15 protein-coding genes are annotated in these 19,050 nt (G+C 62.3%); 13 read left to right on the forward strand and 2 right to left on the reverse strand.

What is annotated here, in order from left to right; all coding sequences use genetic code 11:
- The 6 genes from C8K58_RS28305 to C8K58_RS28330 all read left to right on the forward strand — a co-directional run bounded on the left by C8K58_RS28305 (position 1) and on the right by C8K58_RS28330 (position 4,909).
- Positions 1–300, forward strand: a complete 300-nt coding sequence (locus C8K58_RS28305) for a YciI family protein (RefSeq protein WP_027605568.1) — start codon at positions 1–3, stop codon at positions 298–300.
- 106 nt (positions 301–406) lie between these two features.
- Complete coding sequence (locus C8K58_RS28310) at positions 407–814, forward strand: translation initiation factor 2 (RefSeq protein ID WP_027605567.1); 408 nt, start codon at positions 407–409, stop codon at positions 812–814.
- Between the two features lie 7 nt (positions 815–821).
- A complete protein-coding gene (locus C8K58_RS28315) occupies positions 822–1,499 on the forward strand; it encodes a response regulator transcription factor (RefSeq protein ID WP_027605566.1) in 678 nt (225 codons plus the stop codon).
- A 143-nt stretch (positions 1,500–1,642) separates the two neighbouring features.
- A complete protein-coding gene (locus C8K58_RS28320; protein ID WP_027605565.1) occupies positions 1,643–2,107 on the forward strand; it encodes an LTXXQ domain protein in 465 nt (154 codons plus the stop codon).
- Between the two features lie 68 nt (positions 2,108–2,175).
- Positions 2,176–3,519: a HAMP domain-containing sensor histidine kinase gene (locus C8K58_RS28325; RefSeq protein ID WP_108574750.1), complete on the forward strand. Its 1,344-nt coding sequence runs from the start codon at positions 2,176–2,178 to the stop codon at positions 3,517–3,519.
- Positions 3,520–3,559: 40 nt separating this feature from the next.
- On the forward strand, positions 3,560–4,909 hold the full coding sequence (locus tag C8K58_RS28330) for a CoA transferase (RefSeq protein ID WP_108574751.1): 1,350 nt from the start codon (positions 3,560–3,562) through the stop codon (positions 4,907–4,909).
- Positions 4,910–5,016: 107 nt separating this feature from the next.
- Here C8K58_RS28330 and arcD (C8K58_RS28335) read toward each other — a convergent pair whose 3' ends face one another.
- A complete protein-coding gene (gene arcD / locus C8K58_RS28335; RefSeq protein ID WP_027605562.1) occupies positions 5,017–6,444 on the reverse strand; it encodes an arginine-ornithine antiporter in 1,428 nt (475 codons plus the stop codon).
- Positions 6,445–6,886: 442 nt separating this feature from the next.
- On the opposite strand from arcD (C8K58_RS28335), the gene arcD (C8K58_RS28340) reads away from it, so the two are divergent.
- The 6 genes from arcD (C8K58_RS28340) (at position 6,887) to C8K58_RS28365 (ending at position 13,639) form a co-directional block, all read left to right on the forward strand.
- Positions 6,887–8,314: an arginine-ornithine antiporter gene (gene arcD, locus C8K58_RS28340; RefSeq protein ID WP_027605561.1), complete on the forward strand. Its 1,428-nt coding sequence runs from the start codon at positions 6,887–6,889 to the stop codon at positions 8,312–8,314.
- 24 nt (positions 8,315–8,338) lie between these two features.
- Positions 8,339–9,595: an arginine deiminase gene (gene arcA / locus C8K58_RS28345; protein WP_027605560.1), complete on the forward strand. Its 1,257-nt coding sequence runs from the start codon at positions 8,339–8,341 to the stop codon at positions 9,593–9,595.
- Between the two features lie 12 nt (positions 9,596–9,607).
- Positions 9,608–10,618, forward strand: a complete 1,011-nt coding sequence (locus C8K58_RS28350) for an ornithine carbamoyltransferase (protein WP_027605559.1) — start codon at positions 9,608–9,610, stop codon at positions 10,616–10,618.
- A gap of 82 nt (positions 10,619–10,700) precedes the next feature.
- Positions 10,701–11,630, forward strand: a complete 930-nt coding sequence (arcC, locus tag C8K58_RS28355) for a carbamate kinase (RefSeq protein ID WP_065925908.1) — start codon at positions 10,701–10,703, stop codon at positions 11,628–11,630.
- An 18-nt stretch (positions 11,631–11,648) separates the two neighbouring features.
- Positions 11,649–12,011 (forward strand): DUF5064 family protein, encoded by a 363-nt coding sequence (locus tag C8K58_RS28360; protein WP_027605557.1) that lies wholly within the window; start codon positions 11,649–11,651, stop codon positions 12,009–12,011.
- A gap of 119 nt (positions 12,012–12,130) precedes the next feature.
- Complete coding sequence (locus C8K58_RS28365; protein WP_027605556.1) at positions 12,131–13,639, forward strand: sigma-54-dependent transcriptional regulator; 1,509 nt, start codon at positions 12,131–12,133, stop codon at positions 13,637–13,639.
- Positions 13,640–13,647: 8 nt separating this feature from the next.
- On the opposite strand, the gene C8K58_RS28370 is transcribed toward C8K58_RS28365, so the two are convergent.
- Positions 13,648–18,315, reverse strand: a complete 4,668-nt coding sequence (locus C8K58_RS28370; protein ID WP_108574752.1) for a hypothetical protein — start codon at positions 18,313–18,315, stop codon at positions 13,648–13,650.
- 347 nt (positions 18,316–18,662) lie between these two features.
- Here C8K58_RS28370 and gcvH point away from each other — a divergent pair, with 347 nt between their 5' ends.
- Positions 18,663–19,046, forward strand: a complete 384-nt coding sequence (gene gcvH, locus C8K58_RS28375) for a glycine cleavage system protein GcvH (RefSeq protein WP_027605554.1) — start codon at positions 18,663–18,665, stop codon at positions 19,044–19,046.
- Positions 19,047–19,050: the final 4 nt, after the last annotated feature.

Consider the following 19,050-nt stretch of genomic DNA (forward strand, 5'->3'; position numbering starts at 1 on the left):
ATGCTCTACGCCATCATTGCCACCGACGTCGCCAACTCGCTGGAAAAACGCCTGTCCGTGCGCCCGGCCCACGTCGAGCGCCTGAAAGTCCTTCAAGCCGAAGGCCGCATCGTGCTGGCCGGCCCGCACCCGGCCGTGGACAGCAACGACCCGGGCGACGCCGGTTTTACCGGTAGCCTGATCGTCGCCGAGTTTGCCTCGCTGGCCGATGCCCAGGCCTGGGCCAAGGCCGATCCCTATGTCGCCGCGGGGGTCTACGCCGACGTAGTGATCAAACCCTTCAAGCAAGTCCTGCCCTGATCCCGATTGCGCCGAACCTATTGAGTACGGCGCACTCCTAATTGCTCATTATTTTCGGCAACCTGCCGACAACGTTCTGAATATTCGTGTGGAATCAGGAGTTCCGATGCGCTTACGTCAGTTGTGTCTGTTGGCAGTGTTAATGATCGGGGCTACGGCCCACGCTGAAGAAACCTCGAGCACCGGCAGTTCCACGCCCCTGTCCTTGAGCGCCGGCGCCCAGATCACCGAGTTGCAGCAACGTTTGAAAGAAAGCGAACGGCAACGTGAAGAACTGAGCAAGCAACTGCAAAGCGCGGATGCCACCCGCGAAAGCGCTCAATTGAGTCGCCTTCGCCAGGAGAACCAACGCCTGGCCCAGCAACTCAAAGATGCACAGGGCGGCGCCTTGACCCGCTGGCTGACCGAGCAGCAACAATGGTTCGTCACCGGTGGGGCCGTCGCACTGATCGCCCTGTTGTGCGGGATCTTCGCCAGCGGTGGGCACCGTCGCCGTCGACAATGGCTAAATTGAGTGAGTCATGAGCGAGCTGTTACTGATAGATGATGACCAGGAGCTCTGCGAGCTGCTGAGCAGTTGGCTGAGCCAGGAAGGTTTCCAGGTGCGCGCCTGCCACGACGGCTTGAGCGCACGCAAGGCCTTGGCCGACAGCGCCCCGGCAGCGGTAGTGCTGGATGTGATGCTGCCCGACGGCAGCGGCCTGGAGCTGCTCAAGCAATTGCGCAACGACCACCCGGAGCTGCCGGTGCTGATGCTTTCGGCGCGGGGCGAACCCCTGGACCGCATCCTCGGCCTGGAATTGGGCGCCGACGACTACCTGGCCAAGCCCTGCGACCCGCGCGAACTCACCGCGCGGCTGCGCGCGGTATTGCGCCGCAGCCACCCGGCCGCCGTGTCCAGCCAACTGGAACTGGGCGACCTGTGCTTCAGCCCGGTGCGCGGCGTGGTCAGCATCGATGAGCAGGAGTTCACCCTCACCGTCTCCGAAAGCCGCCTGCTGGAAGCATTATTGCGCCAGCCCGGCGAACCGCTGGACAAGCAGGAACTGGCGCAGATCGCCCTGGGCCGCAAGCTGACCCTTTACGATCGCAGCCTGGACATGCACGTCAGCAACCTGCGCAAGAAGATCGGCCCGCACCCCGATGGCCGGCCACGGATCGTGGCGTTGCGCAGCCGGGGCTACTACTACAGCCTCTAAGTCCCCTTCGCTCCTGCAGGGTTTTGTCAGTTCACAACAAAACCCTCTTTACCCAAGCTTTACCCACACCTGACCGCCGCTGACCTTGATCTCCGTAATCTACTCACATCCGGACTCACCGGAATAGAGACAGGAGAATCACCATGCGCAAGACCCTTATCGCTTTGATGTTCGCCGCCGCCCTGCCGACCGTTGCCATGGCCGCACTGCCCGAAGGCCCAGGCCCGATGGGCGGCCCTGAAGGGCACATGATGGGTGGCCCGGGCCACGGCGGTGAACACGGTCCGCGTGGCAAAGGCGGCCCCTTCAGCCAACTGGACCTGAGCCGCGAACAGCGCGAGCAGATCGGCAAGCTGATGGGTGACCAATGGCACGCTCGCAAAGACCTGGTCAAAAAGTACCTGGACAAACTCCCGGCCGCCGACCAGAAAGCCATGCAGGATGAAATCGCCGCCGGCAAGCAGAAGACCCAGGCCGATATCCGTGCCGTGCTCAAGCCTGACCAGCAGAAGAAGTTCGACGAGATCGTCAAGAAGCAAGAACAGCGCCGTGCCGAATGGAAGGAATTCCAGGCCTGGAAAGCGCAACAGCCGCAAAAAGCGCAATAATGCCCCCGCGTTAACACTCCCAGCCCAGTGGCCACCGCCACTGGGCTTTTCCTGTTTGAGGGTTTCCTGTGCGTTCATTGTTCTGGCGCATCCTGGCCAGTTTCTGGCTGGCCATCGCCCTGGTTGCCGGGTTGTCGATCCTGCTTGGGCACATGCTTAACCAGGATGCCTGGATTCTCAGCCGCCACCCCGGCCTCAATAACCTCGCGCAAGAGTGGACCCAACTCTACGAAACCCAGGGCGAGGATGCCGCCCAGGACCTGCTGCAACAGCGCAAGCGCCAGTACCACATCGACGTGCAAGTGCTCAACGAAAGCGGCGAGCCGGTGGTGCGCGGCACCTTCCCGCGCCGCGCCGCCGCCTTTGAAGCCCGACAGAACGACAGCAAGGAAGGCCATCTGCCCTGGCGACGCCTGACCGCCGAGTACACCAGCGAGAAGACCGGCGACACTTACCTGTTGATCTACCGCATCCCGCACCCGGAGCTGGACGAGTGGCACCGCAGCAGCCTGGCATGGCCCTTGAGCGCACTGGTGATTGCCCTGGTGGTGCTGACCTTGTTCAGCCTGTTCGTCACCTTGTCCATCACCCGTCCACTGAGCCGCCTGCGCGGCGCGGTGCATGACCTCGGCCAGGCCACCTACCAGCAGAACAGCCTGGCGCAACTGGCCAACCGCCGCGATGAGTTCGGCGTACTCGCCACCGACTTCAACCGCATGGGCGCACGCCTGCAAAGCCTGATCGGCAGTCAACGCCAGCTGCTGCGCGACGTGTCCCATGAGCTGCGCTCGCCCCTCGCGCGCCTGCGCATCGCCCTGGCCCTGGCCGAACGCGCCAGCCCCGAAGAACGGGAAAAACTCTGGCCACGCCTGACCCGCGAATGCGACCGCCTGGAAGCGCTGATCAGCGAGATCCTGGTACTGGCCCGCGTCGATGCCGACAATGCCAGCGCCGAAGACGTCGACCTCATCGCCCTGCTCAAAACCCTGCAAAAGGATGCCCAACTCAGCGCGCCGGACCAGGTGGTGCAACTGAGCACCGACGCCGACCTGCAACTGAAGGGCTGGCCGACCATGATCGAACGGGCTGTGGATAACCTGCTGCGCAATGCCCAGCGCTTCAACCCGCCGGGGCAACCGATCGATTTGCACGCCCAGCTCCAGGGCGAACGTATCCTGATCAGCGTGCGCGACCATGGCCCCGGTGTGGACGCCGAACACCTGAGTCAACTCGGTGAACCGTTCTACCGCGCTCCCGGCCAGACCGCCCAAGGCCACGGCCTGGGCCTGGCGATCGCGCGACGCGCGGCCGAACGCCACGGTGGCAGCCTGATCCTGGCCAATCACCCAGCCGGTGGTTTTATCGCCAGCATCGACCTGCCGTTGGAACCGGGAGTTGTCACGCCGGTGTGATGATCTTCTATAGTGGCCCTTCTCTTACGGAGGGCCTTTGATGACTGACCTGCTGACTCCCATCCAAGCCGCACTCGATCTACCCCACACCCCGCTGACCTTCACCGAGGCTGGCGCGCTGCCCTCGACCTTCGCCGTCACCGAACTGGCCAGTGCCAGCATCGGCGCCGCCGGGCAGGCCGTCGCCCAGTTGATCCGGCAACGGACCGGGCGCCTGCCCGACGTGACCGTGGACCGACGCCTCGCCTCTTTCTGGTTCTCGTCCTCGATCCGCCCGCGGGGCTGGCAAGTGCCGCCGTTGTGGGATCCGGTGGCCGGCGATTACGCCAGCGCCGATGGCTGGATTCGCCTGCACACCAACGCGCCTCATCACCGTGCCGCCGCCGAGCGGGTGCTGGGCACGGTCGCCGACCGCGCCGGGATGGCCGGCAAGGTCGCGGCGTGGAACGCGGCAGAACTGGAACAGGCGATTGTCGACCAAGGTGGCTGCGCCGCGCAGATGCGTGCCTGGCAAGCCTGGCAGCAGCACCCGCAGGGGTTGGCGGTGAACGCCGAGGCGTTGGTCCAACGCCAGACCTTCGAAACCACGACCGACAAACCCTGGCACGGTTCGCTGGCACGCCCGCTGGCCGGCCTCAAGGTGCTGGACCTGACCCGCGTATTGGCCGGCCCGGTGGCCAGTCGTTTCCTTGCCGGCCTCGGCGCGGATGTACTGCGCATCGACTCACCCACCTGGAACGAGCCCGGCGTAGTCCCGGAAATGACCCTGGGCAAACGCTGCGCGCGCCTGGACCTGAAAACGCCCGAAGGTCGGCGGGTTTTCGAGCATTTGCTCAGGGACGCCGACATCCTGTTCCACGGTTACCGCGCTGACGCCCTGGAGCATCTGGGCTACACCGCTCCCGAACTGCAACACCTCGCCCCAGGCCTGATCGACGTCAGCCTCAACGCCTACGGCTGGAGCGGCCCGTGGCGTAATCGCCGGGGCTTCGACAGCCTGGTGCAGATGAGCAGCGGGATCGCCGAGGCCGGCATGCGCTGGAAACACGCGGATAAACCGCTGCCACTGCCGTTGCAGGCGCTGGATCACGCGACCGGGTATCTGATGGCGGCCAGTGCGATTCAGGCGCTGGGCGAACGGTTGCAGTCGGGGCGCGGTGGTTCGGCGCGGTTGTCGTTGGCACGCACCGCAACGTTACTGGTGCAAGCAGGCCAAGTGCCCGACCAACCGGCGTTGCGCGAGGAAGAACCAGGGGATCAAGGCCTGGTCGTCGAACAGACCGCCTGGGGCCAGGCCCATCGGCTGCTGCCCCCGCTGACCATCAGCGGTACGCCATTGCAATGGGATTTGCCGGCGGGAGAATTGGGCTCCCACCGGCCTCAATGGTGACTTGACGGCCGCTATCGGGAGCAAGCCCCCTCCCACACTTTGATGGGTGAACATATTCAAAATGTGGGAGGGGGCTTGCTCCCGATGAGGCCAGTACCGTCACCCCATCACAACGACAACACCCCGCTGTACAACCCATACGCCGCCAGCCCCGCGCCGGCGATCACGCAGCTGAAAATGCCTTTCTCAACGTGGGTGAACAACGGCTGGCCCTGTTCGCGCTTGGCCAGGGCGAACAGGATCACGCCCGGCGCATACAGCAGCGCCGACAGCAGCAGGTATTTAAGGCCCCCGGCGTAGAGCAACCATACGGCGTAACCCAGGGCGATCAACCCCACCAGCAGGTCCTTGATGCGATGGCGGTGGGCACCTTCATAGGTTTCACCACGCCCGCTCAGCAACACCGCGTAGGCCGCCGACCACAGGTAAGGCACGAGGATCATCGACGACGCCAGGTAGATCAGGGTGGTGTAGGTGCTGTGGGAAAACAGCGTGATCACCAGGAAGACCTGGATCATCACATTGGTCAGCCACAAGGCGTTGACCGGCACCTGGTTGGCATTTTCCTTCTTCAGGAAGGCCGGCATGGTCTTGTCATGGGCGGTGGCATAGAGGATCTCGGCACACAGCAGCGCCCAGGACAGCAAGGCACCCAGCAGCGACACGGCCAGGCCGATACTGATCAGCAACGCGCCCCAGGGACCGACGATATGCTCGAGCACACCGGCCAGGGACGGGTTTTGCAGGCCGGCCAGCTCCGCCTGGCTCATGATGCCCAGGGACAACACATTCACCAGCACCAACAGCGCCAGCACGCCGAGAAAGCCGATCACCGTGGCCCGCCCTACGTCCGCGCGCTTCTCGGCCCGCGCCGAATACACACTGGCGCCTTCGATGCCGATAAACACAAATACCGTGACCAGCATCATATTGCGCACCTGGTCCACCACACTGCCGAATTGCGGCTTTTCCAGGCCCCAGATGTCAGCCGTGAAGATATCGGCCTTGAACGCCACGGCGGCGATCACCACGAACATCAGCAGCGGCACCAGCTTGGCCACAGTGGTGATCTGGTTGATGAACGCGGCTTCCTTGATCCCGCGCATCACCAGGAAATGCACGGCCCACAGCAGCAACGATGCGCAGCCGATGGCCACCGGCGTGTTGCCTTGGCCGAACACCGGGAAAAAATAGCCGAGGGTGCTGAACAGCAACACGAAATAACCGACATTGCCCATCCACGCGCTGATCCAGTAACCCCAGGCCGATGAAAAACCCATGTAGTCGCCGAAACCCGCCTTGGCGTAGGCGTACACCCCGGAATCCAGTTCCGGCTTGCGATTGGCCAGGGTCTGGAAGACAAACGCCAGGGTCAGCATGCCCACGGCGGTGATCGCCCAACCGATCAACACCGCGCCCACCTCCGCGCGCGCGGCCATGTTCTGCGGCAACGAGAAAATCCCCCCGCCGATCATCGAGCCCACCACCAGGGCAATCAGGGCGCCAAGCCGAAGTTTCTGGGCCGGTTGAGACATGCAGACTCCTGAATAAGATTTGAGCGGACAACCGTGCACTCAACTAATTAACTCAGCGAGTGTAGCGTTTATTAAAGACAGCGATAAAACCGCCACGCTCATAACTCAGCGGCATGACAGTTTTTATAGTTTAGGCTTATTTAGATTTTAAATACGCCGAATACTTTGTCGCTTCCAAGCTATTTATTGTCGCCATTGCGAAAAGTTTGCACATTCGGGAAAACGGGCTAGTTTCAAACGTCCATACGCAGCACTAAATGATTGACCAAACCGCAGAGATCGCTCTGGAAAGCGCCTTTGCGCGGAAAACTATTGCCCACGACTTTCCAGTCTAAGTCATTAATTCACAATGGAATGTGCCAATGAAGTGATCTGAGTCAGCTGTTTGATTAGCGCACGGAATTATTCTGTGGTCTCTCTTCTCCTGCATTGGAGTTATGCGATGTCTGAATCTCCCGGAAAACTTCGATTGGGTGCATTGGTTGCACTTGTCGTCGGCTCAATGATTGGCGGCGGGATCTTCTCTCTGCCGCAAAACATGGCCGCCAGTGCCGATGTTGGCGCGGTATTGATCGGCTGGGTGATCACCGCCGTGGGCATGCTGACCCTGGCGTTTGTCTTCCAGACCCTGGCCAATCGCAAACCTGACCTGGACGGCGGCGTCTACGCCTATGCCAAGGCCGGCTTCGGTGACTACATGGGCTTTTCGTCGGCCTGGGGTTACTGGATCAGCGCCTGGTTGGGCAACGTCGGTTACTTCGTCCTCCTGTTCAGCACCCTCGGTTACTTCTTCCCGATCTTCGGCGAAGGCAATACGCCTGCGGCGGTGATTGGCGCGTCGGTCTTGCTCTGGGCCGTGCACTTTCTGGTACTGCGCGGGATCAAGGAAGCGGCGTTCATCAACCTGGTGACCACCGTCGCCAAGGTGGTGCCCCTGGTGCTGTTCGTGTTGATCGCCGTGTTCGCCTTCAAGCTGGACATCTTCACCGCTGACATCTGGGGCGTGAAGAACCCGGACCTGGGCAGCGTGATGAACCAGGTGCGCAACATGATGCTGGTCACCGTGTGGGTGTTCATCGGCATCGAAGGCGCGAGCATCTTCTCGGCACGCGCCGAAAAACGCAGCGACGTCGGCAAGGCCACCGTGATCGGTTTTATCACCGTGCTGCTGTTCCTGATGCTGGTGAACGTGCTGTCCCTGGGCATCATGACTCAACCGGAGCTGGCCAAGCTGCAGAACCCGTCGATGGCCGCCGTGCTGGAGCATGTGGTGGGCCACTGGGGTGCGGTGCTGATCAGCGTCGGCTTGATCATCTCGTTGCTGGGTGCGCTGCTGTCGTGGGTGCTGCTGTGTGCGGAGATCATGTTCGCCGCCGCCAAGGACCACACCATGCCGGAGTTCCTGCGCAAGGAAAACGCCAACCATGTGCCGGCCAACGCCCTGTGGCTGACCAACGCCATGGTCCAGATATTCCTGGTGATCACGCTGTTTTCCGCCAGTACCTACCTGTCGCTGATCTACCTCGCCACCTCGATGATCCTGGTGCCTTACCTGTGGTCGGCGGCCTACGCGCTGCTACTGGCGGTACGCGGCGAAACCTACGAAAACGCCCTCAAGGAGCGCAGGAAAGACCTGTTTATCGGCGCGATCGCACTGATCTACGCGGTCTGGCTGCTCTATGCCGGCGGCACCAAGTACCTGCTGTTGTCCGCCCTGCTCTATGCCCCCGGCGCGATCCTGTTCGCCAAGGCCAAGCATGAACTGGGCAAACCGATTTTCACCAACGTCGAGAAGCTGATTTTCGCCGCAGTCGTCATTGGCGCCCTGGTGGCTGCCTATGGCCTCTACGACGGCTTCCTGACTCTGTAACTGATGTTCACTGGAGGATCTGTAATGACCACGGAAAAAGTGAAGTACGGCGTACATTCCGAAGCCGGCAAACTGCGCAAAGTCATGGTGTGCTCCCCAGGCTTGGCCCACCAGCGGCTGACCCCTAACAACTGCGATGAACTGCTGTTCGATGACGTGCTCTGGGTAGCCCAGGCCAAGCGCGACCATTTCGACTTCGTGACCAAGATGCGCGAACGGGACATCGATGTGCTGGAAATGCACAACCTGCTGACCGATATCGTTGCCAACCCCGAAGCCCTGGACTGGATCCTGGAACGCAAGATCACCTCCAACACCGTGGGCCTGGGCCTGGTCGAGGAGGTCAGCTCCTGGCTGCGCAGCCTGGAGCCACGCAAGATCGCCGAGTTCCTGATCGGTGGCGTGTCGGCCGATGACCTGCCGAGCAGCTTCGGTGGCAAGACCATCGAGATGTTCCGCGACTTCCTCGGCCACGCCAGTTTTATCCTGCCGCCGCTGCCCAACACCCAGTTCACCCGCGACACCACCTGCTGGATCTACGGCGGCGTGACGCTCAACCCGATGTACTGGCCGGCGCGACGCCAGGAAACCCTGCTGGCCAGCGCCATCTACAAATTCCACCCCGAGTTCACCAACGCGGACTTCCAGATCTGGTACGGCGACCCCGACCAGGAACACGGTGCCGCCACGCTCGAAGGCGGTGACGTCATGCCGATTGGCAATGGCGTGGTGTTGATCGGCATGGGCGAGCGCTCGTCCCACCAGGCCATCGGCCAACTGGCGCGCAACCTGTTCAAGAACAAAGCGGTGGAACGGGTGATCGTTGCCGGTCTGCCTAAGTCCCGCGCGGCGATGCACCTGGACACCGTGTTCAGCTTCTGCGACCGCGACCTGGTGACCATCTTCCCCGAAGTGGTCAACCAGATCGTGCCCTTCACCCTGCGCCCTGACGAAAGCAAACCCCACGGCATCGACATTCAGCGGGAGAAAACCAACTTCCTCGAGACCGTGGCCGCCGCGCTCAACCTCAAGGCCCTGCGCGTGGTCGAGACCGGCGGCAACAGCTTCGCCGCCGAACGCGAGCAGTGGGACGACGGCAACAACGTGGTGGCCGTGGAGCCTGGCGTAGTGATCGGCTACGACCGCAACACCTACACCAACACCCTGCTGCGCAAGGCCGGCGTGGAAGTCATCACCATCAGCGCCGGTGAACTCGGCCGTGGCCGTGGCGGCGGCCACTGCATGACCTGCCCGATCATCCGCGACCCTATCGACTATTAAGGAGATCCCATCATGGCTTTCAATATGCGCAACCGCAGCCTACTGTCGCTGATGCACCACACCACCCGCGAACTGCACTACCTGCTGGACCTGTCCCGCGACCTCAAGCGCGCCAAATACACCGGCACCGAGCGTCCGCACCTGCAAGGCAAGAACATCGCGCTGATCTTCGAAAAAACCTCGACCCGCACCCGTTGCGCCTTCGAAGTGGCGGCCCACGACCAGGGTGCCCACGTCACCTATATCGACCCGGTGTCGTCGCAGATCGGCCACAAAGAAAGCATGAAAGACACCGCCCGCGTACTCGGTCGCATGTTCGACGCCATTGAATACCGTGGCTTCGAGCAGGAAATCGTCGAAGAACTGGCCAAGTTCGCCGGCGTGCCGGTGTTCAACGGCCTCACCGCCGAGTTCCACCCGACCCAAATGATCGCCGACACCCTGACCATGCGCGAGCACAGCGACAAGCCGCTGCATGACATCAGCTACGCCTACCTGGGCGACGCGCGCTACAACATGGGTAACTCGCTGCTGATGATCGGCGCCAAGCTCGGCATGGACGTGCGCATCGGCGCGCCGAAAGCCCTGTGGCCCCATGAAGACTTCATCAAACAGTGCCAGGCCTTCGCCGAGGAAAGCGGCGCACGCATTACCATCACTGAAGACCCGAAAGAAGCCGTCAAAGGCGTGGACTTCATCCACACCGATATCTGGGTGTCCATGGGTGAGCCGGTGGAAGCGTGGGACGAACGCATCGAGCAACTGCTGCCGTATCAGGTCAACGCCAAGATGATGAAAGCCTCGGGCAACCCTCGGGTGAAATTCATGCACTGCCTGCCGGCGTTCCACAACAGCGAAACCAAGGTCGGCAAGGACATCGCCGCACGTTATCCGAACCTGGCCAATGGTGTGGAAGTGACCGAGGAAGTCTTCGAGTCGCCGGCCAACATCGCCTTTGAGCAGGCGGAAAACCGCATGCACACCATCAAGGCGATCCTGGTGTCGGCACTCGCGGATATCTAAAGGCTACACGGTCAAATGTGGGAGGGGGCTTGCCCCCCTCCCACATTGGCCTCTGTGTTCACACCTATAGAAGGATTGCATTATGCGCATCGTCGTAGCCCTGGGCGGCAACGCCCTCCTGCGCCGTGGTGAACCCATGACCGCAGACAACCAACGCGCCAATATCCGCATTGCCACCGAACAGATCGCCAAGATCCATGCCGGCAACGAACTGGTCATCGCCCACGGCAATGGCCCGCAGGTCGGCCTGCTGTCGTTGCAGGCGGCGGCCTACACCAGCGTTTCGCCGTACCCGCTGGACGTGCTCGGTGCCGAAACCGAAGGCATGATCGGCTACATCATCGAACAGGAACTGGGCAACCTGCTGGACTTCGAAGTGCCGTTCGCCACCCTGCTCACCCAGGTGGAAGTGGATGCCAAGGACCCGGCCTTCCAGAACCCGACCAAGCCCATCGGCCCGGTGTACTCCAAGGCCGAAGCGGAAAAACTCGCCGCCGAGAAAGGCTGGGCCATCGCCCCGGATGGCGATAAATATCGCCGCGTCGTGGCCAGCCCACGGCCCAAACGCATCTTCGAGATTCGCCCGATCAAGTGGCTGCTGGAAAAAAGCGCCATCGTGATCTGCGCCGGTGGTGGCGGTATCCCGACCCTGTACGGTGAAGACGGTAAGCTCAAGGGCATCGAAGCCGTGATCGACAAAGACCTGTGCTCCTCGTTGCTGGCCACGCAACTGGACGCCGATTTGCTGGTGATCGCCACCGACGTCAACGCCGCTTTTATCGACTTCGGCAAGCCGACCCAGAAAGCCATCGGCCAGGCCCACCCCGACGACATGGAAAAACTCGGCTTCGCCGCCGGTTCCATGGGGCCCAAGGTGCAAGCCGCCTGCGAGTTCGCCCGCCAGACTGGCAAAACCGCGGTGATCGGTTCACTCTCGGACATCGAAGCCATCGTCCAGGGCAGCGCCGGCACACGCATCAGCACGGCGACACCTGGCATCACCTATCTGTGAAGTAGAGGAGATACGCCTATGGCCACCTTTGAACCCGGTCACCTGCACGTCGAACGTCACGCGCTGAACAAGGACGACTACAGCTACAACCTGTGTATCGACTACGAAGTCAGCCAGGATCCAAAGGAAGGCAAGGGCATGCTGTTCAAGCTGCACGGCTCGGTGCAGGGCAAGGACCTCAAGGAAGAGTTCTTCTTGCCCAAGGACCAGGCATTCGACTTTGCCCGGCATGCGATGAACATCGCGCAGAAGTATGGGATGCCGAAGATTGCGGTGTTGAATGGCTCGATGCACAAACAGTACGACCTGATGTTCGAGGATGTGCGGCATCAACTGGATGTGAAATCCGGGGACCCGATCAAGCCTGAACACCTGGAATAACCCGACGCCCCCGACTCCAACCCTCATATGTGGGAGCAAGCCCGCTCCCACATTTTTGATCTCCATCACCTGTCAGGCATACTGGCCACCCTCAGTACGCCAGAACCAACATTCGCCCCATGCGTATCCACGTCAGCTTTATCGACCGCGTCGGTATCACCCAGGAAGTCCTGGCCTTGCTCGGTGGGCGCAATCTCAACCTGGATGCGGTGGAAATGGTGCCGCCCAACGTCTATATCGATGCGCCGACCCTCAGCGCCGACGTGCTCGAAGAGCTGCGTGACGCGCTGTTCAGCGTGCGCGGCGTACAAGCGGTGACGGTGGTGGACATTCTCCCCGGCCAACGCCGCCACCTGCAACTCGATGCCCTGCTGGCAGCCATGACCGACCCGGTGCTGGCCCTGGACAGTGCGGGCAAGATCCTGCTGGCCAACCCGGCGCTGATCGCGCTGTACGGTCGCGAACCGGCCGGGGAAAGTATCGCCGAGCTGTTCAATGATCCGGCCTTGCTGGACACCTTGCTGGAAAACGGCTTTCGCCTGCCCTTGCGTGAAATCAGCGTCAACGGCCAGACGTTTTTGCTCGACGCCACGCCGATCACCGATGCCGGCGCCCTGCTCACCCTGTACCAACCCAACCGCATCGGCGAACAACTGTCGGCGCTGCACCACGATCATGCCGAAGGCTTTGATGCGCTGCTGGGCGAATCCCCGGTGATCCGCACCCTCAAGGCACGCGCACAACGGGTTGCCGCACTCGATGCGCCGCTGTTGATCCAGGGCGAAACCGGCACCGGCAAGGAGTTGGTGGCGCGGGCCTGCCACGCCATCAGCGCACGTCACAGTGCGCCGTTTTTGGCGCTGAACTGCGCGGCGTTGCCGGAGAATCTCGCCGAGAGTGAATTGTTCGGTTACGCCCCCGGCGCCTTTACCGGTGCCCAACGCGGCGGCAAGCCGGGGCTGATGGAGCTGGCCAACCAGGGCACGGTGTTTCTCGATGAAATCGGCGAAATGTCGCCCTATTTGCAAGCCAAGCTGCTGCGTTTTCTCAACGACGGCAGCTTCCGCCGGGTCGGCGGCGACCGCGAGGTGAAGGTCAATGTGCGCATCCTCAGCGCCACCCACCGCGACCTGGAAAAAATGGTCAGCGAAGGCACCTTCCGCGAAGACCTGTTCTACCGCCTCAACGTGCTCAACGTCGAAGTGCCGCCCCTGCGCGAACGCGGCCAGGACATCCTGTTGCTGGCCCGCTACTTCATGCAGCAGGCCTGTGCGCAGATCCAGCGCCCGGTGTGCCGCCTGGCGCCCGGCACCTATCCGGCGCTGTTGGGCAACCGCTGGCCGGGCAATGTGCGCCAGTTGCAGAATGTGATCTTCCGCGCCGCCGCCATCTGCGAAAGCAGCCTGGTGGACATCGGTGACCTCGACATCGCCGGCACCTCCGTGGCCCGCCAGAACGACGGCGAAGTCGATAGCCTGGAACAGGCCGTCGAGGACTTCGAGCGCAGCCTGCTGGAGAAACTCTACGTCAGTTACCCCTCGACCCGGCAGTTGGCCAGCCGCCTGCAAACCTCACACACCGCCATCGCCCACCGCTTGCGCAAGTACGGCATTCCCGCAAAACCCTAGCGCCTGCCTCACCAGAACGCACGCCGGCCACGATGCTTGATAACGCCGGTGGCGCTGAAAAACAGTTGCGTGGCCATGGGCGGGCTGATGCGCGAATAGTAGATCGCGATGGCCTCGTTGTCGGTTTTGTCGAGCAGGCTGCGAAAACTCATGAAGCGCTGCTCCGGCCTTTTCAGATGGCCGGCGTTGTAGGGTAAATCGGGGTCCGTGGGCGACGAGTAATGAAAGTGCGCATAAGCCAGGACCTTGCCCTGCCTGTCCTTGACCACATACTCCTGCAGGAAATCATCCACCCGCTTGAGCGCAATACGCCCCTCGATGCGCAGTATCTGCACCTGGTCCTGGGCCTGGAGCCAGGCAATCCCATCCTCATCGGGCGGCAAGCGCTTGATCATCTCGATGCGCAACCCTCGCCCCTGCTCCAGAGAGTCGCTGGCGGCCTGTTCCAGTTCATCGAGCAGCGCCTGGGCCGCGGTATCCGGCGTTGACGGCAGCGCCTTGCGGATCTTTTCGGCAACCGCCTTGATGCCCTCGGACTGCCGCGTCAACCGGGCTTCGACGCTGGCCGGCAGCGTGGCACTGCGCGCTTCATCGCGGGCCTGCTGCAGCACCAGCGGTGCCCTGGCCAACAAGCGGCGCGCGTCGGCCTTGAGTTTTTCCAGGGAACGCGTCGGCCGCGGCATCACCGCGCCAGCCTCGGTGATCGCTTCGAACGTATCCGAACCCGGCTGCTGATGCAGGCTGACCACCACGGCCTGGTCAATCGGGTTGATGACATCAACGATGTCTTCGGTCGCTTCCGGCGTGCGGGCGCGAACCCGCCCCAATTGATAGCGCTTTTTCGAATCGCGGATCAGCCGTTGATCAGCTTCAAGGGGCCGTACCCGGCCAGGCTGAGGGTTGCGCTCGTGCTCGCGCAGCAGCTTTGCCAGGGCGATTCTCGACTCCTGTTCCAGGCTGAGGATCGTGGCTTGCACCGGCACCTCGGCATCCCCATGGATCAATTCCGGCGCGGCGGCACGGTATTCATCCAGGAGCGCCAGGGTTTTCGCGTATTCGTGCAGCACCGCCCGGGTACCGTCGATGCGCTGTTGCACACTCAGCACGCCTGGCTCATCGATGGTTTTCTGGGACTGGGCCGACTGGATCGCCTCATCCATGGCCGCGTCGATCCGACTGTAATCATCCTGTTCTTCAGGCAGGGGCAGCCGGCGCCACAGCTGCTCCTTGAGCACCTGCAACTGCACGGTCCGCCAGTCCAATGGCAGCCCGTATGAGGACGGTTGCAACTCACCGATGTAGGACTTGTAGGCAGGAATGCTGAGCAACCGCTCGTAATTGACCCGCTCCCAGAAGCTCAGGTTGACCATCTTGTCGTGAAACTCGCCGATCCTGCGGCTCTCTTCGGTCAAGGTCCCAATCACCGCCTGGACTGCGGTCGCGTCCTCCCCCGCCACTCGCTCCGACAGTTGCGCGAGATGCGCTGCGGAAAACTGCTCCTCGCGGCGACTGAAGGTCAGCACGAACATCTGCCGGCGCATGTTCAGCACGATATCTTCCAACTGCAGGCACTGTTCCCGTTCAAAGCCGTCCAGGGGCTTGTTGGCGTTTCTGCGCATCAGCACATTGAGTTTTTTCTGTTGCGCATCGGCCTTTTTTTCCAACTCGCGCAGGTAACGCGCCCTGGCATCGCGCCGGTGCTGCTCGGTAAAGGCCGCCTCGGAGGTCAGGTGCGCCTTCTCACACAGGTCTTCGGCCGCGGTCACGACACGCTCGAGGCTCTGTAATTCGCGGCTTGCCGCGCTGTATTCGTGCTCAAGCTCAAGCTTTTGCCGCTCGATGTGGGCACGCCGCTGGGCCACCGTGCTCTTTGGCTGCCCGCCAACCAGGCGCAGGCCCAGGTCGACTTTCCACACCCCATGGGCATCCTTGTCCAGCCACGGGCCGAGACGCTGGGGTTGCCGCAGATCGACGACCCGCCAGCCATCCCTGACCGTCCTCACGCCATAGACTTTGCTGTCTATCAAGGTGTACTGCTCGTGACGGGCCGCGCTGCCGTCGCGCTGGACCAGCACCCGACCACGCACCGGGCTGGCCGCCGAGGCCAGTGTCGGCGAGTCGGGCCAGCGCTCGCCCTGCCTGGGTGACCATTGGAAAGTCTCGAGCTGGACACGCTGCCGGGTCGTAAGCCTGGACCTTGAGTTGGCCCAGGAAAAATCCATTGCCGTGACGTCGGCGAATGAACGCTGCCAGGCAAACGTCGACGCCGAGTGGCGCGTGTGGCTGGCCGGGATCAAGTCATGTGCCTGGGCAGCGCCCGAACTCAAGCGCAGTCGTTGATCCAGCGTGACCACCGGGCTCATCAGCAGGCCGGCCACGCTGCCGATCAGCTCGGCGAAGGCATTGGCGGAATCTTCGCGGCTCGTCTCGGCCGGCAGCGCCAGCACCGCCTGGAATGTCCTGAAGGTCTGGGACAACCAGCCCGCCACCGCCACCGGGCCCCTGACCATCGGCAAAAGCGCATTGAACACTTGCCACAGATCATTCTTGAACAGGGTCCAACGCAGCGCCTCGTTGGAAACCGACTGCTTGACAGCGCGCTGCCACAGGTCTCGGGCGTTTTCATCGAAGACGCTCTCAAGGAACTCGCCACGCACCGGTTCGTCACTCAGCAACGCCGGGCTCGATGCGGGCAGCACGTCGAACTCATCGCCCTGCAGCACACGCTGGACATGGGGACGCAGAAAACCGCCGTTGGCAAACAGGGTACGGCTATCCTGCGGTAAACGCTGCAGCACCACGGGTTGAAGATCGCTGCCCACCGTTGCGATCGCGTCGAGCAACGCCTGGCGACTGGGAAATTGTTGCAGCATCGCGTCGGTTTGATCCGGCCGATAGAGAATATGCGGCAACGTGCTGTTGTCGCGGGGACCGATGACAAACAGGTTGTGCGCTTGATGGGCCAGCCCGCCTGCATGGGCCAGGAATGCCAGGGGCCTGGCGACGATCACCTCACCGTCGACCCCACGCTGGAGCGGATCTTCCCGCAGCAACGCGTGCACCACCCGAGCGCCGGAGCGGGTAAAGCCGTTGCGTTGGCGCAGGCTGTTTTCAAGGGCGCGCATCGGCAGTTGCAGCGCCATCTGATCGACAAACAAGCGACGCCGCCGTGCAGACTGCGTCGGGTCGGTGATCAGTGCGTGCTCCAGCAATGGCGGATAGTGCTTGCCCACGTCCACCCGTTCGATCAGCCCCTTGAGATAGGCCGGCGTGACCCAGCGCGGTACGTTACCTGGCGTGACCTGGTGGCTGATGTGCACACTGGCATAGGCGGTGGCGAAGGGGTTTTCCAGCGACCACTGGGTCAAGGTCCGGGTGGTCCGTTGCGTCCAGCCAACCGTGCCGCCCTGGGTGCGCTCGAAGGTCAGGAGGCAGTCGTCCGGGTTGATGGGAGCCTGCGCTGGATGATCCAGGCGCATTTGCCGTTGCAGCGCCTTGCGCGCATACACATCGATCGGCTCAAGGCCATCGAGGAACGTTGCACCGCCGGTACTGCGCTGCAGCTGCGCCAGGTGCTCCAGCCACTGCCCGTAAGCCAGGCGATCCGCGCTGCTGGCCCGCTGCAACCAGAGCGGCAGCTGTTCTTCATGGGGCTGTTCGAGAGCGTCCGGGTCGAACCAGGCCAGTGGCGAGGTGAGCGTGGTGAACAGCTGTTCATAGCTGCCGATGTCGGGCAATGCCGACCAGTCAACCCGCCGCACATCGCGAAGTTGGCGTTCGAGCAAGGCCTGGGCCAACGCATCGAACACATCGCCCTCGGGCTCGCGCAGTACCCATTGCAGCGGCGCCCCTGGCCGGTAACGGCCCATATAGCGCGGCAGCAGGTCACCCAAGGCGTCCAGGGACTCGAGCTGCACCAGGTTCATCGCCGGGATATAGACGAGGGTGACCTGTTGCCCCACGACCCGACGCTGCAAGACCAACAGCGGCAGCCATTCGCCCGTTGTCCCGGCCTGGGCCGCATAGACTTGATAGATATGCAGCGCATCGGCGCCACCCAAGGCCTCTCGATCCGCCCGATGCCCCCAAAGCTGCTGTGCCTGCTCATCGCCCAGCCCCAGCAGCAATCGCGCCTGCTCCGGCGTCAATGGCGGGTTCTGCCGCGCCGTGAGCAGGCATGCACGTAACTGGCTGCTGACCGCGTGCCAACGGCTGTCGGCCGAACCGTCCGACACGCGCGCGTTCCAGTATTGCACCAAGCGCTCGGCAAAACCCGCCAGCACATCGGGCGCCAGGGTGTTGAGCATCCACTCGATATCGTCCACGGTGATGGCGCCGCTCGCCGGTTCGAACACCTGCGGTGCAGACTGCACCAACAGCACATGATGGCCTGGCGTGTAGTTCAGCGCGTCACCCTTCATGCAGCGCTGGATCAGTGCGTCGCTCAAGGTCATAAGCGGCATGTGGCGGCGGCCGGTCGAGGTTGGCTGGATCACACCGATCCAGCTGTTACCGGCCTGCAGGCCGGAACCGGCAAACCACTGCCCGATCCATTCCTGGATCATTGCGCGGGCCACTTGGGTCAGGCCCAGGCGCCGGGCGAAGACCTTGGATAAATAGTCGCGAGACGTCCGCGCCTGGGAAATCTCTGGGGGAATAACCTTTGAAGCACTCATGGGGCGCATCCTGATGACGAAGTGCGCGAACGGTAAAACGCCGGCCGGCCTCCCGGACGGTAGATAAATCGCGAAAAACGACGTCCATGCGTACTGAAAGCGCTACAGTGGAACGATATCGCTACAACCTTGTTTTTTGCGCGCCATGCAAGGCTTTGATCCACATAGGCTTTTTTTCGACGGCCGGAGTGTAGCGAAATCGCTACACACAAAGGCGCTATCGTTATAACCGTTTTTATCAAGCCATTGATTAATAAAGGATTAATCACATTGGCCGCGATATTGCTAAGCAACTCCCCATTATTCCAATCCCGCCCACCAGACGATTCTGGCCCTGAGGAGTTTCCATGAGCGAGTTGCGTTTCACTGAAGATCACGAATGGCTGCGCGCCGAAGCTGACGGCAGCGTCACCGTGGGTATCACCGCTTTCGCGCAGAACGCGCTCGGTGATGTGGTGTTCGTGCAACTGCCGGAGTTGCAGGCCTATGACAAGGGCGCAGAAGCGTCCACGGTTGAATCGGTCAAGGCCGCCAGCGGCGTGTACATGCCGTTGGACGGTGAAGTGCTGGAAGTGAACGCCAAGCTCGATGGCAGCCCGGAACTGGTCAACGAAGACCCGCTGGGCGAAGGCTGGTTCTTCCGCTTTAAACCGGCCGATGCCGGGGCAGTCGCTAAACTGTTGGATCAGGACGCGTACGACCGTCTGATCAAAGCCAACGCCGAAGCCTGAGGAG

This window comes from Pseudomonas sp. GV047 (assembly GCF_003058245.1).
Lineage (GTDB): Bacteria > Pseudomonadota > Gammaproteobacteria > Pseudomonadales > Pseudomonadaceae > Aquipseudomonas > Aquipseudomonas marginalis.